Origin of the sequence: Pantoea sp. USHLN298 (assembly GCF_037149395.1) — a bacterium.
GTDB classification, from domain to species: Bacteria; Pseudomonadota; Gammaproteobacteria; order Enterobacterales; family Enterobacteriaceae; genus Pantoea; species Pantoea astica.
Genome location: NZ_JBBCRO010000003.1, coordinates 278,250 through 305,142 on the forward strand (window position 1 = coordinate 278,250; position 26,893 = coordinate 305,142).

A 26,893-nucleotide genomic window follows, 5' to 3' on the forward strand; every position below is an offset into this window, starting at 1 on the left:
ATGAATAACTTAAACGTAATTATTGCCGATGACCATCCGATTGTTCTTTTCGGTATCCGAAAGTCTCTGGAACAAATTGAATGGGTTAACGTTGTAGGTGAGTTCGAAGACTCAACAGCACTGATCAACAATCTCTCTAAGCTCGATGCCAACGTCCTGATCACCGACCTCTCTATGCCGGGTGAAAAGTATGGCGATGGCATCACGCTGATTAAATATATTAAACGTCACTATCCGGATCTGTCGATTATCGTTCTGACCATGAACAATAACCCGGCGATTCTGAGCTCCGTGCTGGATCTCGATATTGAAGGGATCGTTCTGAAGCAAGGCGCACCAACCGATCTGCCAAAAGCTCTGGCTGCACTGCAGAAAGGCAAAAAGTATACGCCGGAAAGCGTGGCAAAACTGCTGGAGAAGATCAGCGCTGGCGGTTACGGCGACAAACGCCTGTCACCAAAAGAGAGCGAAGTGCTGCGTCTGTTCGCTGAAGGTTTCCTGGTGACCGAAATTGCCAAGAAACTGAACCGCAGTATTAAGACCATCAGTAGCCAGAAGAAATCAGCCATGATGAAACTGGGCGTGGATAACGATATCGCGCTGCTGAACTACCTGTCGTCTGTCAGCCAGACTCAGGTCGAAAAAGACTAGTATCACGAGGCGGTGCCACCGGCACCGCCTTTACTCCTGCCCTATCCTGCCCTATCCTGCCCGCGTTTTACGTACCCGCTCTGCATAGATCGCCAGCGTTACCTTCAGCACGTCTAAGGTCACCGGTTTCGACAGACAGTTATCCATTCCCGCATCCATACAACGCTGCTTCTCTTCAGCCAGCGCGTTGGCCGTTACGCCCACCACCGGGAACAGATGTCCCAGCTGACGGAGCCGCTGCGTCAGGCGATAGCCATCCATATTCGGCATGTTAACGTCGGTCAGCACAATATCGATCTCATTGCGGCTCAGCACGTTGAGCGCGTCGACCCCATCCTGCGCGGTTTTGACCTGGTAACCCAGGGTGCCGAGCTGTTCAGAGAGCAGCATACGGTTGATCGGATGATCGTCAACGATCAGCACCATAATGTCGTCGTTATGCACTTTTTGCTCTACCGGCCCGGCCAGCAACAGCGCATCCGCTGCGTCGCTGTCCAGCACGATGCGATAGATACGCGCCAGCAGCGTCGGCACTTCATGCAGCGTGGCGGTAGAGTGAATCCAGCGTCCCGGATGAGGTTCACGCGGCATATCCACATGCGACCCGTCAAAAGTAACCAGCGCCCGCAGCGGCAGATCGATTTCCAGTTCGTAATCGGTCATCACCACATCGTCCGGGCCGGGCTTGCCGTTGTACTCAGCAACCTGAATGCCCTGCTGCCGCAACTGCCGCGCAATAAATTCCGCCAGGTATTCGTTGCACATCGCCAGCCAGATTTTTTTGTCCTGCATCTCTTCCAGCCGCGGTAGCGCAGGCGGTTGGCCTTTATAAATCGGAATGCGTACGATGAACTGACTGCCCATGCCCGGCTCTGAGTCGACCTCAATATCGCCATCCATCATGTTGATCAGTTTTTCACAAATCGCCAGCCCCAGTCCGGTACCCTGGAAATTACGCTGCACGCCATTACCCACCTGGAAGAAAGGATCAAACAGCCGCGGCAGCTCTTTGGCCGGAATGCCAACCCCGGTATCGCGCACGCGGAACGCCAGATAGCCCTCGGCCACATACGCATGCAGGATGATACAGCCGGTGTGGGTAAACTTAATCGCGTTATTCAACAGGTTTGAGATCACCTGTTGCAGACGCAGCGGATCGCCATCCAGCACCTGCGGGACGTCATGCTCTATGAAGCAGTAGAGCGTCAGCCGTTTTTTCACCACCAGCGACAGGTAGTTACCCACGATATGGGTAACGATTTCACGCGGCGCAAACGGACGCGGCTCAATCTTCAGCTGTTCCGACTCAATTTTAGAGAAGTCGAGAATGTCGCTGATGATTTTCAGCAACAGGCTGGACGAGTTATTCATTGCGGTGACCAGCGAATCAATGCCGCTCGGCAGCTGCTTGGTCTGCAACAGATCGAGGTTACCGATGATGCCGTAAAGCGGCGTGCGCAGTTCGTGACTGACGGTGGCGAGGAACATCGATTTCGACTGACTGGCCTGTTCCGCCGCGTGCGCCATCTCCTGCAGCGACTGCTCCATCCGGACACGCGCCGAGACATCCACCAGCACGCAAATCGCTACGTTTTCATTGCGATAGCGCGAGTGAACAAAGCTGATTTGCAGGTTGGTGTTACTGCCGGTCAGCACATCAACAAAGTTCACCTGCTGGCCGCCAATGATTTCGTTCAGCCGCTGGCGATCTTCCTGGGTCAGCAGCGTCAGATAGTTATGCGCCAGCTCATTACTCAGAATGTTGGTGCCGTCGCTGGTGCGTAAGATACAGATACCCACCGGCGCGGAGGCGACAATTTTACGGTTAAACTGCTCGTGCTCCTCCAGCCGGTGCGCATTCTCTTCGGCGGGCAGGAACATCCGGCGCTCAAACAGCCAGGCCAGGGTAAACAGCATGATCGCGCTGAAAATATTGAGCAGCAGTGCATTGATCATCATCAGCTTCAGCTGATCGACCATCACATGAGTCGGGATTGACCACACCACGTTAAGATCGGACGGCGGCAGCGGTTTCTTCAGTACCAGCTGGCGATAACCGTTGAGGTAGCCAAACCAGGTTTTATCGTCGGGCAGATCGTCCAGCGAGAAGCCAAGACCGCCACGGCGCGAATTGAGTAACGGACGATAATTTTCATCGGTTACCGAGGCGATAACCGGCAGGCTGCCCGGCTGAATAAATTCGTCCAGCCGGATATTCTGCTCGACGCCGAGCAGCGCCTGCAGTTTATTGGCGACATAGACCGGCACCACCATATAGAAGGTACCGACACCCGGCTGAGCAGTGCTGTTAATCCAGTACATCGGATTGCGGCGCTCTTCTTCATTGCTGTTGCGGTAGCGCAACACGTTCTCACGCAGCGATTTCAGGCTACGCTCGCGATCGGCGTTGCTGCTGCCGATGGTAAAGTCAGCCAGACACTGATTTTCGCCACCAATGAAAAATACCCGATTCAGCTCATACGACGAGGCAAAGTTACTTTTCCAGTAATTGATGTAGTAGCTAAGGGAATCCAGCGAGTTGCGCCAGGTGTTGCTCATTGAGGTACAGTCGCCATCGGAAAACAGCGGTGTAAACTGCGGCTGAGCCGCTTTGCCTGGCATCATGCCGGTCAGCACATCCAGCCCGCTGCTGGCGTTGGTTAAGCGGTTCTCGGTAATATATTTCAGCTCACGCATCATGTCGGCTGAATGCCGGACATACCACTGAATAGAGCCGTAATTACTGGCGAACTCCTGACGAACCTGCGTCTCTTTTTCATGCAACACGCTGATGATATAGAAGGCGGTCAGTACGGCGCCCAGCGTCCAGATTAGCAGCGCCAGCGCGCGAAAAAGATAGCGCGAGATGCGAAGCGTGGTGCGGAAAGAGACAGGATATTTCAAGTGGAACTCGCAGTTGGCAAGGTTAGTCGCATCATCGATTTTTAATGCCCATACACTAGCTTTAACGGGAAAAAAAAGCCAGTCGGTAGCGGGTTTAGCGCCAGGATTGGGAATCTTTTAGGATAGCGAAAGCGGTATCTTTACCCCAGCATCAGGTGGCCGTATCTGCCCATTCAACCCAAGACACGCTCATAACAATAAAAAGCAACGCCGCTGACTGAACCAGAAAGACCCGCACCCAGTTCACCGCTTCACCGCTTCACCGCTTCACTCCACCACCACCCATAACCCGCAGCTACCAGCGCACAGCCACCAGCGCACCCCAGCCAGACCAGAAAGACCCGCTCTGCCCGAAGAGCAAAGCGTCCGCGCCAGGGATGGCGCGGTCGATCCGCAGGGAAGCGGGAATCCTTTGCGATCGGGCAGTGCGGGCCTTTCGGCCGCACTGAGCTCACCGCAGCGCCACTTCACCCCTCCACCACCCATAACCCGCAGCTACCAGCGCACAACCGCCAGCGCACCCCAGCCAGACCAGAAAAGCCCGCTCTGCCCGAAGAGCAAAGCGTCCGCGCCAGGGATGGCGCGGCCGATCCGCAGGGAAGCGGGAATCCTTTGCGATCGGGCAGTGCGGGCCTTTCGGCCGCACCCAGCTCACCGCAGCGCCCTTAACCGCTTCACTCCACCAACCACACCTCACTCACCGCAGCGCCACCTCAATGCTCCGCCATCAGCGCCAAAAAAAACGGCAGGCCGGGTTTCCCCTGACCTGCCGTTTCGGCAACGAATCTCAGCTTACGTCAGACAAATTACTCTTCGTCTTCAGCCGCGTCATCTTCGTCTTCTGCATCCGCTTCCGGTGCAATCTCTTCATCGTCGAGCTCCGCTTCCGGCGCGATATCATCCTCGCCTTCCGCCACGCTACCGTCGATTGAATCCAGCTCTTCTTCTTCAACCGGTTCGGCAACGCGTTGCAGACCGACTACGTTCTCATCTTCTGCCGTACGAATCAGAATCACACCCTGGGTATTACGACCCACGATGCTGACTTCAGACACGCGAGTACGCACCAGCGTACCGGCATCGGTGATCATCATGATCTGATCGCCATCGACTACCTGAACCGCTCCAATCACCGGACCGTTACGATCGGTCACTTTGATCGAGATAACACCCTGCGTCGCACGCGACTTGGTCGGGTATTCGCTGTTGGCGGTACGTTTACCGTAGCCATTCTGCGTCACGGTCAGGATTGCACCCTCTTCACGCGGCACAATCAACGACACCACGCGATCGCCTTCGGCCAGCTTGATGCCGCGCACACCGGATGCGGTACGGCCCATCGCACGGACCGCGGTTTCCGCGAAACGCACCACTTTACCGGCTGCGGAGAACAGCATCGCTTCATCATTACCGTTGGTCAGCGCCACGCCGATCAGCTCATCGTCGTCACGCAGATTCACGGCAATAATGCCGGCGCTGCGCGGACGGCTGAACTCTTTCAGCGCGGTCTTCTTCACGGTACCGAGCGCGGTCGCCATGAAGATGTTAAAGCCTTCGGTGTACTCGCGTACCGGCAGAATCGCAGTAATACGCTCGTTGGCTTCCAGCGGCAGCAGGTTAACGATCGGACGTCCACGCGCACCACGGCTCGCTTCTGGCAGCTGATAAACCTTCATCCAGTAGAGACGGCCACGGCTTGAGAAGCAAAGGATAGTGTCATGGGTATTGGCAACCAGCAGGCGATCAATGAAGTCCTCTTCTTTGATACGCGCGGCCGATTTACCTTTACCACCACGACGCTGCGCTTCGTAATCGGTCAGAGGCTGATACTTCACATAGCCCTGATGCGACAGCGTCACGACCACATCTTCCTGATTGATCAGGTCTTCGATATTGATGTCAGCGGTATTGGCGGTGATCTCAGTACGACGCTCATCGCCAAACTGATCGCGCATCAGCTCAAGCTCTTCGCGAATCACTTCCATCAGACGCTCGGCGCTGGACAGGATATGCAGCAGCTCAGCGATCTGATCCAGCAGCGCTTTATACTCATCCAGCAGTTTTTCATGCTCAAGGCCGGTCAGTTTCTGCAGACGCAGATCCAGAATCGCCTGGGCTTGCTGCTCGGTCAGATAATACTGACCGTCACGGATACCGAACTGCGCATCCAGCCACTCCGGACGCGCGGCGTCATCACCGGCACGTTCCAGCATCGCGGAAACGTTGCCGAGATCCCACGCCTGCGCAATCAGACCGGCTTTGGCTTCCGCCGGGCTTGGCGCACGACGAATCAGCTCAATGATCGGATCGATGTTGGCCAGCGCAATCGCCAGACCTTCAAGGATATGCGCACGGTCACGGGCTTTACGCAGTTCAAAGATGGTACGACGCGTCACCACTTCACGACGATGGCGGACAAAGGCTTCCAGAATCTCCTTCAGCGCCATAATCTTAGGCTGGCCCTGATGCAGCGCCACCATGTTGATGCCGAACGAGGTCTGCAGCTGAGTCAGTGAATAGAGATTATTCAGCACCACTTCGCCGACCGCATCACGCTTGATCTCAATCACGATGCGCATACCGTCTTTATCAGACTCGTCACGCAGTGCGCTGATGCCTTCGACGCGCTTCTCTTTCACCAGCTCGGCAATTTTCTCAATCAGACGCGCCTTGTTAACCTGGTAAGGCAGCTCATGAATGATGATGGTCTCACGGCCGGTTTTGGCGTCCGCTTCCACTTCGCCACGCGCACGGATATAAATTTTGCCGCGCCCGGTACGGTAGGCTTCTTCAATGCCACGACGACCATTGATGATGGCAGCGGTCGGGAAATCGGGTCCCGGAATGTGCTCCATCAGCCCTTCAATGCTGATGTTCTCATCTTCAATGTAGGCCAGGCAGCCGTTGATCACTTCGCGCAGGTTATGCGGCGGAATATTGGTTGCCATCCCCACGGCGATACCGGAGGAACCATTGACCAGCAGGTTTGGAATTTTGGTCGGCAGAACTTCAGGGATCTGCTCAGTGCCGTCGTAGTTAGGGACAAAATCGACGGTCTCTTTTTCCAGGTCAGCTAACAGATCGTGGGCGATTCTGGACATGCGGACTTCGGTATAACGCATCGCCGCGGCGGAGTCGCCGTCGATGGAGCCGAAGTTGCCTTGACCGTCCACCAGCATGTAACGCAGGGAGAAAGGCTGGGCCATACGTACAATGGTGTCGTAAACGGCGGAATCACCATGCGGGTGATATTTACCGATAACGTCACCGACGACGCGGGCAGATTTTTTATAGGGTTTGTTCCAGTCGTTACCCAGTTCGCTCATCGCAAAGAGTACGCGACGATGCACCGGCTTCAGGCCGTCACGCACATCGGGTAAAGCTCGGCCAACGATGACCGACATGGCGTAATCGAGGTAAGAATTCTTTAACTCTTCTTCGATATTGACCGGTGTAATTTCTCTCGCAAGGTCGCTCATGGAGCCGCTATCCCTCTACTTAATCCCGGATTTTAAAGGTGCGAAAGTATATCACACTGCAATGCTCTGGTGAACGTTAACCACCGATTTCAGCCGCTTTTCCTTGCGCCTGAAAGGTGTGCCATAACCGGTTAAGCGTTTATACTGATGGCACATTTTGTCAGGAGTTACGATTCAATGAATGCACAACCGCAGAATCATCAGCAGAACGTCGATGCGCAGGAAATTGCCAAATTTGAGGCCGTTGCCTCGCGCTGGTGGGATCTGGAGGGTGAATTTAAACCGTTGCACCGGATCAACCCGCTGCGACTGGGCTATATCGCGCAGCACAGCAACGGTCTGTTTGGTAAAACCGTGCTCGACGTCGGCTGTGGCGGCGGCATCTTAGCGGAAAGCATGGCGCGTGAAGGCGCTATCGTCACCGGACTGGATATGGGCGCTGAACCGCTGGCCGTGGCGCGCCTGCATGCTCAGGAGAGCGGCGTAACGCTCGACTATGTCCAGCAGACGGTGGAAGCGCACGCGGAGCAGCACGCCGGAAAATATGATGTGGTGACCTGCATGGAGATGCTGGAGCACGTGCCCGATCCCCGCTCGGTGGTTCACGCCTGCGCGCAGCTGGTCAAGCCCGGCGGCGAAGTCTTCTTCTCTACGCTGAACCGCAACCCGAAAGCCTGGCTGCTGGCGGTGTTTGGCGCCGAATATGTGCTGCGTATGGTGCCGCGCGGCACGCACGACGTGAAGAAATTCATCCGTCCTTCCGAACTGCTGGGCTGGGTTGATGAAACCGCGCTGCGTGAACGCCACATCATCGGCCTGCACTACAATCCCGTCACCAACCGCTTTAAGCTGGCACCGGGTACCGACGTCAACTATATGGTGCATACCCACCGCGCGGTCTGAGTCACGCGGCTCGCCGGTTAGCGCGGGCCTCACCGCAGGATTAAGCGTCAGCAGGTTCTATCCGCTGACGCCTTCACCCTCTTCTGCCCTCCTTTATTACCCGTGTTACCCGTTCATCGGCAGCCTGGCGGCTATCCGATAGCGGGTTGCTCCACCGTCGGCGAGCATTCTGTTATCGGCCAACGGGTTAGGCTGAACCGCGACGAGCTGACCTCTCTGCTCGTTCCATGTTCGCCCGCCAGCAGAACCACGGGTAGCGGGTTTTGGCGATTTTTCACCCTTTCTCAGGCCTGGCACAGCGGATTGAATAAGAAATACGCGCCCGATCAAATTAAGAAAAAAAAGTGGGATCTGGTTGACATGATGGCGGGCCTTATAAGACGCGGGCTAAGAAATTTCGCAGAAATTACAACCCCTCCAGACATCATTTTTTCCTCTTGTTAAGCGGCAGTAAAATACTAAAATATGCCCCCATATAGTTATGTCTTTAGCCCAAACCCCCTAGATGTTGTGTTTATCCACATATTATTCACAATGAATATGCTGTGTATAAACCGGGATTTCTTTTAATTTTTGGATACTCACGCAAAGGTAAAAACGCGACATGAACCAAAGTCTGCTCGTTACTAAACGCGATGGCCGCCAGGAGCGCATTGATCTCGACAAAATTCACCGTGTACTGGACTGGGCAGCCGAAGGGCTGAACAACGTCTCAGTATCGCAGGTGGAGCTGCGCTCCCACATTCAGTTCTATGATGGCATCAGAACGTCTGACATTCATGAGACCATCATCAAGGCCGCAGCAGACCTCATCTCTCGCGATGCCCCGGATTATCAGTACCTCGCCGCACGCCTGGCGATCTTCCATCTGCGCAAAAAAGCGTATGGCCAGTTTGAGCCGCCGAAGCTGTATGACCAGGTCGTTAAAATGGTCGGCATGGGCAAATATGACCGTCACCTGCTGGAAGATTACAGCGAAGAAGAGTTTGCCCGGATGGACGAGTTCCTCGACCACTGGCGTGACATGAACTTCTCCTACGCCGCCGTGAAGCAGCTGGAAGGGAAATATCTGGTGCAGAACCGCGTCTCGGGCGAAATCTACGAGAGCGCGCAGTTCCTCTATATCCTGGTCGCGGCCTGCCTGTTCTCGGGCTATCCGCGCGAAACGCGTATGGATTACATCAAGCGCTTCTACGATGCGATCTCGACCTTCAAAATCTCACTGCCGACGCCGATCATGTCCGGCGTGCGCACGCCAACGCGTCAGTTCAGCTCCTGCGTACTGATTGAGTGCGGCGACAGCCTGGACTCGATCAACGCCACCTCCAGCGCGATTGTGAAATATGTCTCTCAGCGCGCCGGTATCGGCATCAACGCCGGTCGTATCCGTGCGCTGGGCAGCCCGATCCGCGGCGGTGAAGCGTTCCATACCGGCTGTATCCCGTTCTATAAGCACTTCCAGACGGCGGTGAAGTCCTGTTCTCAGGGCGGCGTACGCGGCGGCGCAGCCACGCTGTTCTACCCGATGTGGCATCTGGAAATCGAAAGCCTGCTGGTGCTGAAAAACAACCGTGGCGTAGAAGGCAACCGCGTGCGTCACATGGACTACGGCGTACAGCTCAACAAGCTGATGTATCAGCGCCTGCTGAAAGGGGAAGATATCACCCTGTTCAGCCCGTCTGATGTGCCGGGCCTGTATGATGCGTTCTTCGCCGATCAGGATGAGTTTGAGCGTCTCTACACTAAATATGAGCACGACCAGAGCATCCGTAAGCAGCGGGTGAAAGCGGTCGACCTGTTCTCACTGATGATGCAGGAACGTGCCTCTACCGGCCGTATCTACATTCAGAACGTCGATCACTGCAACACCCACAGCCCGTTTGACGCCAGCATCGCGCCGGTTCGCCAGTCTAACCTCTGCCTTGAGATCGCGCTGCCGACCAAGCCACTGGAAGATGTGAACGACGAAAATGGTGAGATCGCCCTGTGTACGCTGTCAGCATTCAACCTGGGCGCGATTGAAAGCCTGGACGATCTGGAAGAGCTGGCGACCCTGGCGGTACGTGCGCTTGATGCGCTGCTCGATTATCAGGACTACCCGATCCCGGCGGCCAAACGTGGCGCGATGGGTCGTCGTACCCTGGGTATCGGCGTGATCAACTACGCTTACTACCTGGCGAAACACGGTGTGCGCTACTCCGATGGCAGCGCAAATGGCCTGACGCACAAAACCTTTGAAGCGATTCAGTATTACCTGCTGAAAGCCTCAAACGAGCTGGCGAAAGAGCAAGGTGCCTGCCCGTGGTTCAATGAAACCACCTATGCGCAGGGCATTCTGCCGATCGACACTTACAAGAAAGATCTCGACACCATCAGCAACGAGCCGCTGCATCTGGACTGGGAAAGCCTGCGTGAAGAGATTAAAACGCACGGCCTGCGCAACTCAACGCTCTCTGCGCTGATGCCGTCTGAAACTTCGTCGCAGATCTCCAATGCCACTAACGGCATTGAACCACCACGCGGCCACATCAGCATCAAAGCCTCGAAAGATGGCATTCTGCGTCAGGTGGTGCCGGAGTATGAGCGCCTGAAAGATCAGTACGAACTGCTGTGGGAAATGCCGAACAACGACGGCTACCTGCAACTGGTGGGTCTGATGCAGAAATTTATCGACCAGGCGATTTCGTCGAACACCAACTACGATCCGTCGCGCTTCGCCAATGGCAAAGTGCCGATGAAGCAGCTGCTGAAAGATCTGCTGACGGCCTACAAGTTTGGCGTGAAAACGCTCTACTACCAGAACACCCGTGACGGTGCGGAAGATGCACAGGATGACCTGGCCCCTTCTATCCAGGATGATGGCTGCGAAAGCGGCGCATGTAAGATCTAACGGGCGGGCGGGAGAATCTCCCGCCCCACTCCTTTCACGGGGCGGCTTCGCTTCGTCTACTTTTGGACATTTTTTATGGCTTACTCCACTTTCTCACAGAACAAAAATGACCAGCTGAAAGAACCGATGTTTTTCGGTCAGTCGGTAAACGTGGCGCGCTTCGACCAGCAGAAATATGACATCTTTGAAAAGCTGATCGAAAAGCAGCTCTCCTTCTTCTGGCGTCCGGAAGAAGTCGATGTCTCACGCGATCGCATCGATTATCAGGCGCTACCGGAGCATGAAAAACACATCTTCATCAGCAACCTGAAGTATCAGACCCTGCTGGACTCGATTCAGGGTCGTAGCCCGAACGTGGCGCTGCTGCCGCTGATCTCTATTCCGGAGCTGGAAACCTGGATCGAAACCTGGGCGTTCTCTGAGACCATCCACTCGCGCTCTTATACCCACATCATCCGCAACATCGTGAACGATCCGGCGGTGGTGTTTGACGATATCGTCACCAATGAGCAGATTCTGGCCCGTGCTCAGGATATCTCCCGCTATTACGACGATCTGATTGAGATGACCAACTACTGGCATCTGCTGGGCGAAGGCACCCATCAGGTCAACGGCAAATCGGTGACTGTCAGCCTGCGCGCCCTGAAGAAGCAGCTCTATATCTGCCTGATGAGCGTCAATGCGCTGGAAGCGATCCGCTTCTACGTCAGCTTCGCCTGTTCATTCGCGTTCGCCGAGCGTGAGCTGATGGAAGGCAACGCCAAAATCATCAAGCTGATCGCCCGCGATGAAGCGCTGCACCTGACCGGCACCCAGCACATGCTGAACCTGCTGCGTAGCGGTGAAGACGATCCGGAGATGAAAGAGATTGCGGCGGAGTGCCGTGAAGAGTGCTTCGAGCTGTTTAAGAAGGCGGCGCTGCAGGAGAAAGAGTGGGCGGAATATCTGTTCAGCGGCGGTTCGATGATCGGCCTGAACAAAGATATTCTCTGCCAGTACATTGAGTACATCACCAATATCCGTATGCAGGCGGTTGGCCTGGATTTGCCGTTCCAGACCCGCTCTAACCCGATTCCGTGGATCAACTCCTGGCTGGTTTCTGACAACGTCCAGGTTGCGCCACAGGAAGTGGAAGTAAGCTCCTATCTGGTGGGTCAGATCGATTCTGAAGTGGGCGCTAACGACTTCGACGATTTCCAGCTGTAATCATGAGCCGCGACGTTGTGATTCTGCGCAGTTCCGGCACCCGGCTGGAATGCACAGACGAACATACCAATCTGCTGACGCTGCTGGAAGCCAATAATCTCTGCGTGGAGTTCCAGTGCCGCGAAGGCTACTGCGGCTCCTGCCGGATGCGGCTGCTGAAAGGCGAAGTGCATTACCCACAGCGGCCGCTGGCCTTTGTGCAGCAGGATGAGATCCTGCCCTGCTGCTGCAAAGCCAAAGGCGAGATCGAAATCGAGCTATAAACACAACGGGCGCATCAAGCGCCCGTTTTGCTGTTCCACCTTTACTCTCTGACCGTCTCAAGCACCTCGATCCAGCCGTGACCGGTACTGACTTCGCTGCCGTGAAGCCAGCGGCGCAACATATTCATCGCCATCATCGCCACCACCTTCTGCCGCGTCTCCAGGTTATAGCGACCGGTGCTGAACTTCACGCGCTGGCCCCAGCTGCCTGCGGGCGTGTGCAGCGCTACCGCAATCTCCTCCTGCTGCAAACTGCCGACCGAGAGTGCCAGTGCTGCCTGCTGCTGCGTCGCCAGTTCACGGGTGCGCGCCACCTGTTGCGTCAGCGTCTCCTGCTGCGGCGGAAATATGTGCGCACCACTCAACGGCACATCCGCTGCGGCCAGCTGCCAGTTCAGCAAGCCAGCGGTATAGTGCTCACTCACCGTCAGCCGGTAATCCCGCTGCTGTAACTCACGCGCCAGCAGCGCCGGCAGCCCCTCCGTGCCCTCAAAGATCGTGCATTCTGCCAGTTGCAGCCGCACCTGCTGCCATACCTGTTCCATCGCCACGCGCTGGCTGGCCGGGCCGGTCAGTTTGATCTCAATGACCGGCATCGAAGAGCGGTAACCCATGACCACCCCTTCCGGTAACGCCAGCGGCTCAAGCTCTGCGGCCAGATCGCTTTCGCCACGACCAAAGGTGGTCAGACGCAGACAGATCGGCGGCTCAGGCGGGGAAAACTTCGCTTTCAGACGCGGAATAATCTGCTGCTCGACCATCACTTTAAATTCAGACGGCACGCCGGGAGTAAAGAACATCCAGCAGCGATTCAACTGCAGAGCAAAGCCGCAGGCGGTGCCGACCGGATTATCAATCAGTTCAGCATTTGCCGGGATCTCCGCCTGTTTCCGGTTGCTGGCCGCCATCACCCGTCCGCGGCTGGCAAACCAGGCTTCCATCTGTTCCAGCCAGTCCGTTTGCAGCTCCAGCTCCACACCGCAGGCCTGCGCGGCGGCCAGCGCGCTGAGATCGTCGCTGGTGGGTCCCAGCCCACCATTGACGATCAGCACATCCGCCTCATGACTGCGCGCCTGAAGCGTGCTCACCAGTGACTCAAGGGCATCGCCCACCGTGGTGCGGCTGGTCATCGGTAAACCCTGCTGGAATAAAATATCGGCCAGCCAGGCCGCATTGGTATCGACGATTTGGCCATGCAGCACCTCATCCCCGGTTGAAAGCATCTCGACTCTGATCACGTTGGTTCTCCTTATGCCGGTCGCTTTACTGTAGGAAGTCCGCGGATGAAACACAATCAGCATCGATCACCGAGGACCGCAGGCGGAACTGAACGGAAGGAGTCTGGCTGAGGATGTGACTGCGGAAAAGTCGCGCCCCGGCGGCCCGACGGGGTTTACACTGATGCCGGCATTCAGCGCGGCGCGGCAAAAAAAAGCAACAAAAACGGCGGGGAACGCCCGCCGTTTTTATCATCACACTGCTGTTACGGTGTCGTCTGAAAGATTAGCGACGCGCCAGCAGCAGGCCGAGCACCAGACCGGCAGTGGCACCGATACCGATTCCCTGCCACGGTTTTTCATGCACGTAGTCATCCGCACGGTAGGCCGCTTGTTTGGCGCGATAGTAGTAGCTATCAGACGCCTGGCTAACGCGGGATTTCACATCGTGCAGTGCCTGTTCCGCTTTAGTTTTAAGCTCGATATATTTTTGATCGGCTGGATCGCCTGAAGACTTCAGCACTTCTTCCAGCGTTTCAGTCAGCAGCGTAATATCGTCATCCAGATTGGTTTCGAATTGATCAGTCTGATTTACCATCATTTCCTCCGTGTGAATTGCAAAGCAGTCTCTTAACTATAGCTACAATCTGGCGCTCTGCCGTTTTACCGCCCCAGGAATCACCTGATATTTCATTTGCTAACGCCAGACAAACTGCCGGGATATCCGCTACGCTTTCGCAAAGAAGTGTAAGACGCAGGGGTAAACGCCGAATTTCGCTTCGCTTCTTTGATTAATCTGATAAATTTTCTTCGGAGTGAATTTTACCGTAACCGGACTGTCGTATCCTCCTGTTGCCTGTGATTATCGGGCCATGAAAGTGCATCCCGCACGACAGTCACGACAAACTCGAACAGCTAAGGAATGATCTCTGGCATGAATCGAAGAATGTTTATGAAAGCGTCAATGGCCTTCTCCGCCGTCAGCGGCATGACCGGCCTGTCAACGCTGTTTGCGCAATCCGCCTGGGCAGAAGATGGCATTGCTGACGGAACCGCAGTACGCTTCGATTTCGACGTATTGAAGAAGAATGCAGCCGCGCTGGCGAAACAACCCTGGAGTGGCGCGCCCGGCGCGCTGCCGCAGACGCTGGCCACGCTAACGCCGCAGGCCTACAACGAAATTCAGTATGACGCCAGCCATTCACTGTGGAACAACATTCCCGACCGTGAACTTGACGTCCAGTTCTTCCACGTCGGCATGGGCTTCAAACGGCGTATCCGCATGTTCTCGGTTGACGGTGAAAGCCGCCAGGCGCGCGAAATCCACTTCCGTCCTGAGCTGTTCAACTACAACAATGCGCACGTCGATACGCAACAGCTGGAAGGCAAAACCGATCTCGGCTTCGCTGGTTTCCGGGCATTTAAAAAGCCGGAACTGGCCCGCCGTGACATCGTCTCCTTCCTCGGTGCCAGTTACTTCCGTGCCGTGGATGAGACTTTCCAGTACGGTTTATCGGCGCGTGGCGTGGCCGTTAACACCTTCAGTAACGGTCAGGAAGAGTTCCCGGACTTCACCGCCTTCTGGTTTGAAACGCCGAAAGCGGAAGACACCACCTTCACCTGTTACGCCTTACTGGATGGTGCCAGCCTGACCGGCGCTTACAAGTTCATCATCCACTGCGAAGAGAAACGCGTGGTGATGGAAGTGGAAAACCACCTGTTTGCCCGTAAAGAGATCCGCCAGATCGGCATCTCGCCGATGACCAGTATGTTCAGCTGCGGCACCAATGAACGCCGCATGTGCAACACCTACCATCCACAGATTCATGACTCCGATCGGCTGGCGATGTGGACCGGGAAAGGCGAATGGATTGCCCGTCCGCTCAACAACCCGCAGCGTCTGCAGTTCAATGCTTATGAAGATGAGAACCCGCGCGGTTTTGGTCTGTTGCAGCTTAATCACGACTTCAAAGATTATCAGGATGTGATTGGCTGGTATGACAAACGTCCGAGCCTGTGGGTGGAACCGGTGGGGAAATGGGGTAAAGGCGCGATCAACCTGATGGAGATCCCGACCACCGGTGAGACGCTGGATAATATCGTCTGCTTCTGGCAGCCGGCGGAACCGGTAAAAGCGGGCAGCGAACTGAACTTCTCCTATAAGCTCTACTGGAGTGGTCTGCCGCCGGTGCGCAGCGGACTGGCGCGCGTTGATGCCACCCGTACCGGTATTGGCGGCTTCCCGGAAGGCTGGGCACCGGGCGAGCACTTCCCGGAAACCTGGTGTCGCCGCTTCGCCATCGACTTTATTGGCGGCGATCTGCAGGCCGCCGCGCCAAAAGGGATTGAACCGGTGATTACCGTTTCATCCGGCAGCGTGAAGCAGGTGGAGATCCTCTACGTTGAACCGCTCAAGGGCTACCGTATTCTGTTTGACTGGTATCCGAACAGCGATTCCACCCAGCCGGTGGATATGCGTCTGTTCCTGCGCAGCAAGGAAGAGACACTGAGTGAAACCTGGCTTTATCAGTACTTCCCGCCTGCACCGGACCAGCGCAAATACGTTGATGACCGGCAGATGACGGTGGGCTAAGTCCGTAAGGCGAGGCACTGGCCTCGCCTTTTTCTATCCTGCCGTGGCGGCCTTCTGCATATCAATATGCGGAATGCCATCTTCGAGATAAGTCTCACCGATCGGCTCAAAACCGTGCTGCCCATAGAACGCTTGCAGATGCGCCTGCGCAGAGAGAAACAGATCCCGTTGCGGCCAGTGCTGCTGACAGCTCGCCAGCGCCTCGGTCATCAGGCGGTTGCCCAGACGGGCGCCGCGCACGCTATCAGACACAATCACCCGACCAATCTTTACCGGGCTGGCCGCATCGGCCGGGGCCAGCAGCCGCGCGTACGCCACCAGCTGATTGTTGTGCATCCCGAGCAGATGACGGTTGTCGCCCTGCAAATCCAGCCCATCCACATCCAGATAGGCGCACTGCTGTTCCACCACAAACACCGCACAACGCAGTGCCAGCAGCGCATAGAGCTCGGTGGTGGTCAGGTCACGATGATGTTTATCCCGCCAGGTTATGTCCATAGTCTCTCCTTATCAGTTTGCTCACTTTAGCGGATTGGCCTGTGGCGAAACAGATTATCGCCGCGCGGCAGGCAAATTAGAGGCAAAAAAAATCAGGCCCGCAGGCCTGATTGTTCGGTAAGGGTCGAAGTTACATCAGCGGCTGGGCCATCTGCACCAGCGTAATCAGCGGCTGCGGGTAAACCCCTAACAGCAGCACCAGAATCGCTGAAATCAGCACCACCACACCACCCGCGGTGAAGGCCCAGTTAGCTGGCGTATCGCGGGTATGCAGTTCCGGCGGGCTAAGGTAGAGGCTCACCGTGACGCGCAGATAGTAGTAAAGACCAATCGCACTGCCCGCCACCACGGCACCGGTCAGCCACCACAGGTGCGCACTGACGCCCGAGGCGATAACGTAGAATTTACCGATAAAGCCGAGCGTCATCGGGATACCGGCCAGTGACAGCATCATCACCGTCATTACCGCTGACAGGATCGGACGATGCCAGAACAGACCGCGATAGGAGTAGAGCGAGTCAGCATCCGGGCCACGATACGGGCTGGACATCAGACTCACCACGCCAAACGCGCCGAGGCTGCTGAACAGGTAACCGGCCAGATAAACCCCGGCTGTTTCCAGCGACAGCTGATGATCTTTCACCGCAATCAGCGCCACCAGCAGATAACCGAGGTGAGCGATTGAAGAGTAACCCAGCAGACGCTTGATGTTGCTCTGAGAGATCGCCATCAGGTTACCGAACAGGATCGAGACGAAGGCGATCACGCCCAGCACGGTCCGCACTGCTTCACTGTCGGTCACCGGTGCATACATGAACAGACGCATGATGACGCCGAAAATCGCAATCTTGCTGGCGGTTGCCAGGAAGGTAGAAACCGGCGCAGGCGCACCCTGATAAACATCTGGCGTCCAGAGATGGAACGGCACCAGCGACAGTTTAAAGCCAAGGCCGATGATCATCATACCCAGGCCCACCAGCAGCAGCGGCTCCTGAATCATGCTGTCGGTCAGGCTCTTGCCGAGCGTCACAAAGCTGAGGTTACCGGAGTCAGCGTAAATCAGCGCAATACCAAACAGCAGGAACGACGAAGCCGCCGCCGACAGAATGGTGTACTTCAGTGCCGCTTCCAGTGAGCGTTTCTGCCGGAAGGCGTAGCCGATCAGGCCAAACAGCGGCAGTGACAGCAGCTCAATACCGATGAACAGCGCCGCCAGATGGTTAGCGCTGGCGAGCACGATGCCACCGAGCGCCGCAATCAGCACCAGCAGATAGAACTCATCTTTGTTGTCGGGGAAATCCGTCAGCCAGGGATAAGCAAAGGTACAGGTTGCCAGACTCGCCAGTAAAACCAGCGCGGTATAAAAGATGGAATAGCCATCAACCCGCAGCAGCGGCGTGACATCCATCGCCCCGACCTGGCCAACAAAGTAGAGTGACAGCAGTGCCAGGTTCAGGCCCACCACCGTTAGCGTGGCGTTAACGAAGTGGTTGCGTCGCCAGGCAATGGACAGCATCACAACCACCACCGTCAATCCGACGATTAACAGCGGCAGCAACGCGATCAATTGTTGAGGAGTTATTGTCATGGCGAATTACGGCCTTGTAGTTGAAATTGAAGCGGTAAACCACTGCTGAATATTGCTCATGGCAGCGTGCGAAGTATCCAGAATCGGCTGTGGATAGACACCCAGCAGCACCAGCAGCACTACCAGTACCCCGATAGTCAGAAACTCACGCGGCGACATGCCCGGCAGCGGATCTTTCGATTTCGCTTCGCCGTAGTAAGCGCGCTGCATCATCACCAGCGAGTAGACCGAGGCGAACACCAGACCAAAGGTGGCGATGACGATAATCACTGGCACCACCTGGAAGCTGCCGGTCAGAATCATAAATTCGCCGACGAAGTTACCGGTGCCCGGCATCCCGAGGTTAGCCACAGCAAAGAACAGCGACAGGCCAGGAATCCACTTAATCCGCGACCATAAGCCGCCCATCTGACGCATATCACGGGTATGCAGACGCTCATAGAGCTGACCACACAGGATGAAGAGTGCCGCGGCTGACAGGCCGTGCGCAATCATCTGTATCACCGCACCCTGGAACGCCAGCTGGCTGCCGGTGTAGATCGCAATCAGCACAAAGCCCATGTGCGAGATTGAGGTGTAAGCGATCAGGCGTTTGATATCGGTCTGCGAGAACGCCATCCAGGCACCGTAGAAAATACCGATGATGCCTAACCACATGGCAATCGGCGCGAACTCGGCGGAGGCGTTCGGGAACAGCGGCAGGCTGAAGCGCAATAAACCGTAAGCCGCAGTCTTGAGCAGAATACCGGCCAGATCCACCGAACCTGCGGTGGGTGCCTGGCTGTGCGCATCTGGCAACCAGCCGTGCAGCGGTACCACCGGCATTTTTACCGCGAAAGCGATAAAGAAGCCCAGCATCAGCAGATACTCGACACCGCTCGACATCGGCGTTTTCAGCAGCTGTTCGTAGTTAAAGGTCCAGACGCCGGTGGCGTTGTAGTGGACGAAAACCAGTCCCAGAATCGCAATCAGCATCACCAGACCTGACGCCTGGGTATAGATGAAAAATTTGGTGGCGGCAGTAATACGGGTTTTACCGTCAGAGGCTTTATGACCCCAGAGCGCGATGAGGAAGTACATCGGCACCAGCATCATTTCCCAGAAGAAGAAGAACAGGAACATGTCGATGGCAAGGAACACCCCGATCACGCCACCCAGAATCCACATCAGATTCAGGTGGAAAAAGCCCTGATACTTTGAAATCTCATTCCAGGAGCAGAGCACCGCCATCAGGCCGAGCAGGCCGGTCAGCACCACCATCAGCAGCGACAGACCATCGATAGCGACATGGAAACTGATGCCGAAGCGTGGAATCCAGGGTACGGAGAAACTTGACTGCCACTGCGGAATGCCCGCTGCCTGCGTCAGTGAATAGCCTCCCTGCAACCAGAGTTGCAGCGAAAGCGCCAACGTCAGCCCCATGGTGATCAGTGCGATCCAGCGTGGCACCTTCGCGCCAAGGCGCTCGGTCAGCCAGCAAATCAGACCACCGACGAAGGGTATGATAATTAGCCAAGGTAATAACACGGCACACTTCCCTTTTCTTTGTCTTAGTTCGGGCTATCTTACTTGCCATTTTGGCTCCCGGCAGTGCTCGCAATCCTCACATACTTCAGTATGCTCCGGTTGCTGTGCGCTGGCGGTAACCAAACTGGCCGCGACGATAACGCCCTTGCTCAGGACAATTTTTGACATTCTCAATGGGCAGATTAGCTAACCTGCCCCGCTCATCAATCTTTAAATCACCAGCATCAGGGCCAGCACGACCACGGCACCGACACTCATTGACGCGACATACCAGCGCAGATACCCGTTTTCACTCACCACCAGACCTTTATTGGCGATACGTGAGAACAGCGCAGGCAGGTTCATCAGGGCATTCAGCGGATCGCGTTTTAACAGCCAAGCAATACCGAGGTAAGGTTTGACGAACACTTTGTCGTAGAGCCAGTCGAAGCCCCAGGCAGCGAACCACCAGGTAGTGAAGAAACGACCTGGTGCACTGTTAGCGATCTTCGTTACCAGCTCACGTTTGCCCAGCCACAGCGCGGCAGCAATCAGAATGCCGACGATAGCGACCACGCCAGAGGTGATTTCCAGTCCTACTTTACCGGCTTCACCAAACTCATTGGCTGGCAGCACGCCAGCCAGTGGCGGCGTAATCAGTGCGCCGATGAAGGTGGAGAGCAGCAGCAGGACAATCAGTGGCAGATGATGGGTAATGCCTTTACCGGCATGTGCGTGAATTTTCTCTTCGCCGTGGAACACGATGAAGATCATGCGGAAGGTGTAGATTGAGGTCAGGAAAGCGCCCACCAGACCGGCAACCATCAGGTTGATGTGACCGTTGGCCAGTGCGCCAAACAGGATCTCATCTTTACTGTAGAAGCCAGCGGTAATCAGCGGCAGAGCCGCCAGTGCCGCGCCGCCCACCAGGAAGCAGGTGTAAACCAGCGGAATGCTCTTACGCAGGCCGCCCATCTTAAAGATGTTTTGCTCATGGTGGCAGGCCAGAATCACTGAACCGGAAGAGAGGAACAGTAACGCTTTAAAGAAGGCGTGCGTCATCAGGTGGAAAATCGCCGCATCCCACGCCTGGACACCCAGCGCCAGGAACATGTAGCCAATCTGGCTCATGGTGGAGTAAGCGAGTACACGTTTGATATCGGTTTGCACCAGCGCGGCAAAGCCAGCCAGCACTAGGGTAATTGCCCCGATAATTCCGACCAGATGCAGCACTTCCGGCGTCAGCAGGAACAGGCCATGACTACGGGCAATCAGATAGACACCGGCGGTCACCATGGTCGCGGCGTGGATCAGTGCCGAAACCGGTGTCGGACCGGCCATCGCATCGGCCAGCCAGGTCTGCAACGGCAGCTGTGCCGATTTACCGACCGCGCCACCCAGCAGCATCAGCGTTGCCCACTGCAGCATGTGGTTGTCTGCGGCAAAGTGCGCCGGTGCCAGTTCCATCATCTCGCGGAAGTTCAGCGTGCCCAGCTCGTTGTAGAGAATGAACAGCGCGAATGCCAGAAACACATCGCCGACACGGGTGATGATGAAGGCTTTCATCGCCGCTTTGCCGTTATCCGGATTGCTGTAGTAGAAGCCGATCAGCAGGTAAGAGCAGAGCCCTACCCCTTCCCAGCCGAGATACATCAGCATCAGGTTATCGGCCAGCACCAGAACCACCATGCTGGCGATAAACAGGTTGGTGTAGGCGAAGAAACGCGAGTAACCCTCTTCACCGCGCATGTACCAGGAGGCGAACATGTGGATAAAGAAACCGACACCGGTGACCACAGACAGCATGGTCAGTGACAGACCATCCAGGGTCAGGTTCACCTTCATGTCAAAGTTGCCGACATGCATCCAGGTCCAGAGCGCCTGCGTATAAGCCTGCTGACCGTTGGCAAAGAAGTCGACGCCGACCATCACCGTGGTCAGCGCTGCCAGTCCTACCGATCCCATACCAATTGCGGCCGACAGGTTCTCTGACCAGCGACCACGGGAAAACGCTAACAGCAGGAAGCCGATTAGCGGAAACAGTACTGTTAAATAGAGAAGATTCATCCGCGCATCTCGCTCACAGTGTCAATGTTCAGCGTCTGACGACGACGATAGAGCTGGAGCAGCAGCGCCAGGCCAATACTGGCTTCGGCTGCGGCCAGGCTGATCGCCAGGATATACATTACCTGTCCATCGGCCTGACCCCAGTAACTCCCGGCCACCACCAGCGCTAACGCGGCGGCGTTGATCATGATCTCAAGGCCGATCAGCATAAACAGCAGGTTACGGCGGATCACCAGCGAAGTCAGTCCGAGGACGAACAGCACGGCAGCAAGTATCAATCCATGTTGTAACGGGATCATGCATTCTCCTTTTTCGCTTGCGCGGCGTCAGAAACGCGGTTGCTGAGCACTTCACCCTGCCGATCTTCACGACCGACGTGAAACGCCACCACCAGACCCGCCAGCAGCAGCATGGAAGCCAGTTCCACCGCCAGCACGTAAGGACCAAACAGGCTGATGCCGACCGCTTTGGCGTCGATAATGGTGCCGTCAATGCCCTGATCGTTGGCAGTCAGGATGGCGTAAACCATCACCACCAGCAGCAGCAGCGACACCAGGCCAGGCCCAATCCACAGCGACGGACTCAGCCACTCGCGTTCCTGCTTCTCTGTCTGTTTGCCCAGGTTCAGCATCATCACCACGAAGACGAACAGCACCATAATCGCACCGGCATAGACGATGATCTCCAGCGCGCCGGCAAAATAGGCGCCCATCGAGAAAAAGACGCCGGCAATCGACAGCAGCGAAATGATCAGGTACAGCAACGCATGTACCGGATTAGTGTGGGTAATGACGCGCAGCGTCGTCAGCACCGCCACCAGCCCGCAAAGATAAAACGCAAATTCCATGCCTTGCTCCTTAAGGTAATAAGCCTTTGACGTCGATAGGCTTAGCTTCGTTTTCCGCTTCGCCCTTATCTTTACCGTCAATCGCCATACCCGCCATGCGGTAGAAGTTGTATTCCGGATATTTACCCGGACCCGAGATCAGCAGATCGTCCTTCTCATACACCAGATCCTGACGCTTGAACTCACCCAGTTCGAAATCGGGCGTCAGCTGAATCGCCGTGGTCGGACAGGCTTCCTCACACATGCCGCAGAAGATGCAGCGTGAGAAGTTGATGCGGAAGAACTCCGGGTACCAGCGACCATCTTTGGTTTCTGCTTTCTGCAACGAAATACAGCCGACCGGACAGGCCACGGCGCACAGGTTACAGGCTACGCAACGCTCTTCGCCATCCGGATCGCGGGTTAACACGATGCGGCCACGATAGCGTGGTGGCAGATAAACCGGCTCTTCCGGGTACATCTGCGTTTCACGTTTGGCGAAGGCGTGCAGGCCAATCAGCCAGATACTGCGCACTGTCGTGCCGAAGCCAACGACAATATCTTTTAAAGTCATTTGTTAACCCCTTACTGCGCTGTGTAGAGAATCACTGCGGCGGTCGCCAGCAGGTTCAACAGCGTCAACGGCAGACACACTTTCCAGCCGAACGACAGCACCTGGTCATAGCGTGGACGCGGAAGCGCAGCACGAATCAGGATGAACATCATCATAAAGAACGCCGTTTTCAGGGCGAACCAGATGAACGGCGGCAGGAATGGGCCATGCCAGCCACCAAAGAACAGCGTCACGATCAGCGCTGATACGGTGGTAATCGCCACGTACTCGCCGACAAAGAACAGGCCGAATTTCATACCGGCATATTCAATGTGGTAACCATCAGCCAGTTCCTGCTCCGCTTCCGGCTGGTCAAACGGGTGACGGTGACACACCGCTACGCCCGCAATACAGAAGGTAATGAAGCCGAAGAACTGCGGAATGATGTTCCACAAATGGGTCTGGCTGTTGACGATATCGTTCATGTTGAACGAGCCCGCCTGCGCCACCACGCCCATCAGCGACAGTCCGAGAAACACTTCGTAGCTCAGCGTTTGCGCCGAAGCACGCATCGCACCCAGCAGTGAGTATTTGTTGTTACTCGACCAGCCGGCGAACAGCACGGCGTAGACCGCCAGGCCTGCCATCATCAGGAAGAACAGCAGACCGATGTTCAGGTCCGTGACCATCCAGGTTGGCGATACCGGCACAATGGCAAACGCCAGCAGCAACGAGACGAAGGCGATAACCGGTGCCAGGGTGAAAATAAAGCGGTCGGTAAACGGCGGGACCCAGTCCTCTTTAAAGAACATTTTGATCATATCCGCTACCAGCTGCAGCGAGCCGCCCCAGCCTACCCGGTTCGGTCCGTAACGGTTCTGGAACAGGCCGAGCAGACGACGCTCGGCAAAGCTCATGAACGCGCCACAGGCCACGACCACCAGCAGAATGACGATGGCTTTACCGATGGCCAGCAGAATGTCGATAACATCCGGTGTTAACCAGCTCATTGCGCCGCCTCCTGCAGTTTGTCGATTTTACCGTTCGCCAGGAACGGCGGTACGCCCGGCATACCCAGCGGCAGACCAATCTGTCCCGCCTGCAGCGAGGCAGAGAAACGGACCGGCAGACGCACGGTTTCACCGGCACAGGTGAACTCCACGGCAGCACCATTATTGACGCCCAGTTTCGCCGCATCATCCGGGTTAATCACCAGCATTGGCTGCGCCATACGCTGCTGGAACACCGGTGAACGCTGTGACATCTCTTCACTACCAAACAGCTGGTAGTACGGAGCCACGCGCCATTGCGCTTCACTGACGAATGCCGCAGGGACGTTGCTGAACCAGGGTAGCTGCGCTGCGCTGGCTTCAAACAGGCGGACGCCTGGATCGCCATTACGCAGTTTGCCGCCCACTTCGACCTGGAATTTGTTCCACGCCTGCGGTGAGTTCCAGCCCGGAGCCCAGGCAAACGGAATCTGCGAGCGCGGTGCGCCTGGCTGGTTGTTCCCTTCCATTGAGAAGGCGAACATGGTGTCCTGATCCTGCGGCTGACGCGGTTCGTGCACGCTGATATTGGCGCGCGCGGCGGTACGGCCACTGGAACGGTGCGGTGAACGCGACAGTTTCTGTCCGCGAATACGGAAGCTGGCATCCGGTGCGGCATCTTTAATGCCGGCCAGTTGTGGCAGATGACTCACCACGGCATCGATCACATGATCCAGCTGCGTCCAGTCAACGTGACGGCTTTCCAGCGTGCTGTGCAGCGAATGCAACCAGCGCCAGCTTTCCAGCATCACAATGCTGTTGTCGTAGTAAGAGGGATCGTAAACCTGGAAGAAACGCTGTGCGCGGCCTTCATGGTTAATCGAGGTGCCGTCGCTTTCGGCGAAGCTGGCGGTCGATAACACCAGACCGGCTTTTTCCAGCGTAGCGGTACGCTGATGATCCACCACAATCACGTTGGTGGTCTGTGCCAGTGCCGCATCCACCAGCGCTTTCGGTGCGTGACGATAGAGATCGTTTTCCAGCACCACCAGCGCATCGGCTTCACCGTTACTCAGCTGCTCCAGCGCGCTTTCCAGCGGATTGCCACCCATCAGGCCCAGACCCACGCTGTTAGCGTGTCCTGCCAGCAGGGTAATCCCGACATCGGCACCGCGCGCTTTCAGAGCTTTCGCCACGTTGGCTGCCGCTTCGATCATCGCGCTGCTGCCGGAGTGGGTCCCGGAGATGATTAACGGTTTTTTCGCACCGGCCAGTGCCTGCACGATGACATCCATCTTGCCGTTCAGCTTGCTGTCGAAATCGGTCACTGCCGGAGCCGTTTCATCCAGCGCATTGGCGATGGCGAAACCGAGGCGCGCCTGATCTTCAACCGGGGCGCGATAGCTCCATGCCGCGATATCATCCAGACGGGTTTCATCGACGTTGGTAATAAACAGGGGATGTTTAGCGTTCTGACCGATGTTCAGGATCGCAGCAATCTGCCAGTCTGCCACTTTCTGGGCCGCCGCCATGTCGCGCGCTTTGCCTTTAACCGCCTGACGCACAGACAGCGCCACGCGTGCGCCAACCTGGGTCAGATCTTCACCCAGCACCAGCACCGCATCGTAACTTTCGATTTCGCGCAGCGATGGCGTGTAGATCCCGCCTTCACGCAGCACTTTAAGCATCAGTTCCAGCCGGGCCTGTTCGCCAGCCGGCATACCGGTAGAGAAGTTTTCTGCGCCCACCAGTTCACGCAGCGCGAAGTTACTTTCAATGCTGGCGCGCGGTGAGCCGATACCGATCACTTTTTTCGCCTGACGCAGCAGATCCGCGCCGGCATTAACCGCCTGTTCTGCGTTAAGCGTCACCCAGTCATTGCCGCGCAGCAGCATCGGCTGACGCGGACGATCTTTGCGGTTGACGTAGCCGTAACCAAAACGGCCACGGTCACAGAGGAAATAGTGGTTTACCGTGCCGTTATAGCGGTTCTCAATACGGCGCAGTTCACCGTAGCGTTCACCCGGGCTGGTGTTACAGCCGACGCTGCACTGCTGGCAGATGCTCGGCGCAAACTGCATATCCCATTTACGGTTATAGCGTTCGGAGTGGGTTTTATCGGTGAAGACGCCGGTCGGGCAGATCTCAACCAGGTTGCCGGAAAATTCGCTCTCCAGCGTGCCATCTTCCGGACGACCGAAATAGACGTTGTCGTGCGCACCGTAGACACCCAGATCTTTGCCGTCGGCATAATCTTTGTAGTAACGCACGCAGCGATAACAGGCGATACAGCGGTTCATCTCATGCGAAATGAACGGGCCGAGATCCTGATTGCGGTGGGTACGCTTGGTGAAGCGATAACGGCGGAAGCTGTGGCCGGTCATCACTGTCATATCCTGCAGGTGACAGTTACCGCCCTCTTCACACACCGGGCAGTCGTGCGGGTGGTTGGTCATCAGCCATTCCACCACGCTTTCGCGGAACTCTTTCGCTTCGCCATCATCGATGGAGATAAATGTGCCGTCAGAAGCCGGCGTCATGCAGGACATGACAAGACGGCCGCGGGTATCTTCGGCATTCTGGAATTGCTTTACCGCGCACTGGCGGCAGGCCCCAACGCTTCCCAGCGCCGGATGCCAGCAAAAATAAGGAATATCAAGGCCCAGAGAGAGACACGCCTGTAGCAGGTTGTCCGCTCCGTTCACATCATACTCTTTACCGTCTACATGGATTGTAGCCATAGTGACATGCTTCCGTAAG

Annotated in this window: 19 protein-coding genes; 6 read left to right on the forward strand and 13 right to left on the reverse strand. The window is 56.2% G+C overall.

Going from position 1 to position 26,893, the window contains the following annotated elements; all coding sequences use genetic code 11:
• Nucleotides 1-651, forward strand: coding sequence for a response regulator transcription factor RcsB (rcsB, locus tag WFK59_RS09175; protein WP_031376602.1), 651 nt, complete (start codon nucleotides 1-3; stop codon nucleotides 649-651).
• Nucleotides 652-702: 51 nt separating this feature from the next.
• On the opposite strand, the gene rcsC is transcribed toward rcsB, so the two are convergent.
• Together rcsC and gyrA are read right to left on the reverse strand one after the other, a co-directional pair.
• Nucleotides 703-3,555 (reverse strand): two-component system sensor histidine kinase RcsC, encoded by a 2,853-nt coding sequence (rcsC, locus tag WFK59_RS09180; protein WP_336755641.1) that lies wholly within the window; start codon nucleotides 3,553-3,555, stop codon nucleotides 703-705.
• An 806-nt stretch (nucleotides 3,556-4,361) separates the two neighbouring features.
• Nucleotides 4,362-7,034 (reverse strand): DNA topoisomerase (ATP-hydrolyzing) subunit A, encoded by a 2,673-nt coding sequence (gyrA, locus tag WFK59_RS09185; RefSeq protein ID WP_336755642.1) that lies wholly within the window; start codon nucleotides 7,032-7,034, stop codon nucleotides 4,362-4,364.
• Between the two features lie 177 nt (nucleotides 7,035-7,211).
• Between gyrA and ubiG the strand changes: the two genes are divergently transcribed.
• The 4 genes from ubiG to yfaE all read left to right on the forward strand — a co-directional run bounded on the left by ubiG (nucleotide 7,212) and on the right by yfaE (nucleotide 12,296).
• Entirely contained in the window at nucleotides 7,212-7,937 is a 726-nt protein-coding gene (ubiG, locus tag WFK59_RS09190; protein ID WP_094119698.1) for a bifunctional 2-polyprenyl-6-hydroxyphenol methylase/3-demethylubiquinol 3-O-methyltransferase UbiG, read from the forward strand.
• Between the two features lie 604 nt (nucleotides 7,938-8,541).
• On the forward strand, nucleotides 8,542-10,827 hold the full coding sequence (nrdA, locus tag WFK59_RS09195) for a class 1a ribonucleoside-diphosphate reductase subunit alpha (protein WP_336755643.1): 2,286 nt from the start codon (nucleotides 8,542-8,544) through the stop codon (nucleotides 10,825-10,827).
• 75 nt (nucleotides 10,828-10,902) lie between these two features.
• A complete protein-coding gene (gene nrdB / locus WFK59_RS09200) occupies nucleotides 10,903-12,033 on the forward strand; it encodes a class Ia ribonucleoside-diphosphate reductase subunit beta (protein WP_233987546.1) in 1,131 nt (376 codons plus the stop codon).
• Nucleotides 12,034-12,035: 2 nt separating this feature from the next.
• Nucleotides 12,036-12,296, forward strand: a complete 261-nt coding sequence (gene yfaE / locus WFK59_RS09205; protein ID WP_233987545.1) for a class I ribonucleotide reductase maintenance protein YfaE — start codon at nucleotides 12,036-12,038, stop codon at nucleotides 12,294-12,296.
• A 41-nt stretch (nucleotides 12,297-12,337) separates the two neighbouring features.
• Here yfaE and WFK59_RS09210 read toward each other — a convergent pair whose 3' ends face one another.
• Entirely contained in the window at nucleotides 12,338-13,534 is a 1,197-nt protein-coding gene (locus tag WFK59_RS09210) for a nicotinamide mononucleotide deamidase-related protein YfaY (RefSeq protein WP_336755644.1), read from the reverse strand.
• 265 nt (nucleotides 13,535-13,799) lie between these two features.
• Nucleotides 13,800-14,111, reverse strand: coding sequence for a stress response protein ElaB (elaB, locus tag WFK59_RS09215; RefSeq protein WP_233988143.1), 312 nt, complete (start codon nucleotides 14,109-14,111; stop codon nucleotides 13,800-13,802).
• A gap of 336 nt (nucleotides 14,112-14,447) precedes the next feature.
• Between elaB and WFK59_RS09220 the strand changes: the two genes are divergently transcribed.
• Entirely contained in the window at nucleotides 14,448-16,106 is a 1,659-nt protein-coding gene (locus WFK59_RS09220; protein WP_336755645.1) for a glucan biosynthesis protein D, read from the forward strand.
• A 33-nt stretch (nucleotides 16,107-16,139) separates the two neighbouring features.
• On the opposite strand, the gene WFK59_RS09225 is transcribed toward WFK59_RS09220, so the two are convergent.
• The 9 genes from WFK59_RS09225 to nuoG form a co-directional block, all read right to left on the reverse strand.
• Entirely contained in the window at nucleotides 16,140-16,604 is a 465-nt protein-coding gene (locus WFK59_RS09225; RefSeq protein WP_336755646.1) for a GNAT family N-acetyltransferase, read from the reverse strand.
• Nucleotides 16,605-16,734: 130 nt separating this feature from the next.
• Nucleotides 16,735-18,192, reverse strand: coding sequence for an NADH-quinone oxidoreductase subunit NuoN (nuoN, locus tag WFK59_RS09230; protein WP_233987541.1), 1,458 nt, complete (start codon nucleotides 18,190-18,192; stop codon nucleotides 16,735-16,737).
• 6 nt (nucleotides 18,193-18,198) lie between these two features.
• Nucleotides 18,199-19,719 carry an NADH-quinone oxidoreductase subunit M gene (nuoM, locus tag WFK59_RS09235; RefSeq protein ID WP_094119703.1) on the reverse strand — a complete coding sequence of 507 codons (1,521 nt, stop codon included), beginning with the start codon at nucleotides 19,717-19,719 and terminating at the stop codon, nucleotides 18,199-18,201.
• A gap of 210 nt (nucleotides 19,720-19,929) precedes the next feature.
• Entirely contained in the window at nucleotides 19,930-21,765 is a 1,836-nt protein-coding gene (gene nuoL / locus WFK59_RS09240; protein ID WP_336755647.1) for an NADH-quinone oxidoreductase subunit L, read from the reverse strand.
• Complete coding sequence (gene nuoK, locus WFK59_RS09245; protein WP_003854236.1) at nucleotides 21,762-22,064, reverse strand: NADH-quinone oxidoreductase subunit NuoK; 303 nt, start codon at nucleotides 22,062-22,064, stop codon at nucleotides 21,762-21,764. The genes nuoL and nuoK overlap by 4 nt, the downstream gene beginning before the upstream one ends.
• Nucleotides 22,061-22,612, reverse strand: coding sequence for an NADH-quinone oxidoreductase subunit J (nuoJ, locus tag WFK59_RS09250; RefSeq protein ID WP_031376231.1), 552 nt, complete (start codon nucleotides 22,610-22,612; stop codon nucleotides 22,061-22,063). The genes nuoK and nuoJ overlap by 4 nt, the downstream gene beginning before the upstream one ends.
• 10 nt (nucleotides 22,613-22,622) lie before the next feature.
• A complete protein-coding gene (gene nuoI, locus WFK59_RS09255) occupies nucleotides 22,623-23,165 on the reverse strand; it encodes an NADH-quinone oxidoreductase subunit NuoI (protein ID WP_031376232.1) in 543 nt (180 codons plus the stop codon).
• An 11-nt stretch (nucleotides 23,166-23,176) separates the two neighbouring features.
• Nucleotides 23,177-24,154, reverse strand: coding sequence for an NADH-quinone oxidoreductase subunit NuoH (gene nuoH / locus WFK59_RS09260; protein ID WP_233987539.1), 978 nt, complete (start codon nucleotides 24,152-24,154; stop codon nucleotides 23,177-23,179).
• A complete protein-coding gene (nuoG, locus tag WFK59_RS09265) occupies nucleotides 24,151-26,874 on the reverse strand; it encodes an NADH-quinone oxidoreductase subunit NuoG (RefSeq protein WP_233987538.1) in 2,724 nt (907 codons plus the stop codon). Before nuoG ends, nuoH begins: the two co-directional genes overlap by 4 nt.
• Nucleotides 26,875-26,893 lie beyond the last annotated feature (19 nt).

Bases quoted from the DNA above. Each gene is read 5' to 3' on its own strand.
- nuoI (WP_031376232.1), bottom strand. From the start codon at position 23,165: ATGACTTTAAAAGATATTGTCGTTGGCTTCGGCACGACAGTGCGCAGT.
- gyrA (WP_336755642.1), bottom strand. From the start codon at position 7,034: ATGAGCGACCTTGCGAGAGAAATTACACCGGTCAATATCGAAGAAGAG.
- ubiG (WP_094119698.1), top strand. From the start codon at position 7,212: ATGAATGCACAACCGCAGAATCATCAGCAGAACGTCGATGCGCAGGAA.
- nuoN (WP_233987541.1), bottom strand. From the start codon at position 18,192: ATGACAATAACTCCTCAACAATTGATCGCGTTGCTGCCGCTGTTAATC.
- nuoL (WP_336755647.1), bottom strand. From the start codon at position 21,765: ATGAATCTTCTCTATTTAACAGTACTGTTTCCGCTAATCGGCTTCCTG.
- nuoG (WP_233987538.1), bottom strand. From the start codon at position 26,874: ATGGCTACAATCCATGTAGACGGTAAAGAGTATGATGTGAACGGAGCG.
- nrdA (WP_336755643.1), top strand. From the start codon at position 8,542: ATGAACCAAAGTCTGCTCGTTACTAAACGCGATGGCCGCCAGGAGCGC.
- rcsB (WP_031376602.1), top strand. From the start codon at position 1: ATGAATAACTTAAACGTAATTATTGCCGATGACCATCCGATTGTTCTT.
- WFK59_RS09225 (WP_336755646.1), bottom strand. From the start codon at position 16,604: ATGGACATAACCTGGCGGGATAAACATCATCGTGACCTGACCACCACC.
- WFK59_RS09220 (WP_336755645.1), top strand. From the start codon at position 14,448: ATGAATCGAAGAATGTTTATGAAAGCGTCAATGGCCTTCTCCGCCGTC.
- nuoK (WP_003854236.1), bottom strand. From the start codon at position 22,064: ATGATCCCGTTACAACATGGATTGATACTTGCTGCCGTGCTGTTCGTC.
- yfaE (WP_233987545.1), top strand. From the start codon at position 12,036: ATGAGCCGCGACGTTGTGATTCTGCGCAGTTCCGGCACCCGGCTGGAA.
- nuoH (WP_233987539.1), bottom strand. From the start codon at position 24,154: ATGAGCTGGTTAACACCGGATGTTATCGACATTCTGCTGGCCATCGGT.
- elaB (WP_233988143.1), bottom strand. From the start codon at position 14,111: ATGGTAAATCAGACTGATCAATTCGAAACCAATCTGGATGACGATATT.
- nrdB (WP_233987546.1), top strand. From the start codon at position 10,903: ATGGCTTACTCCACTTTCTCACAGAACAAAAATGACCAGCTGAAAGAA.
- nuoJ (WP_031376231.1), bottom strand. From the start codon at position 22,612: ATGGAATTTGCGTTTTATCTTTGCGGGCTGGTGGCGGTGCTGACGACG.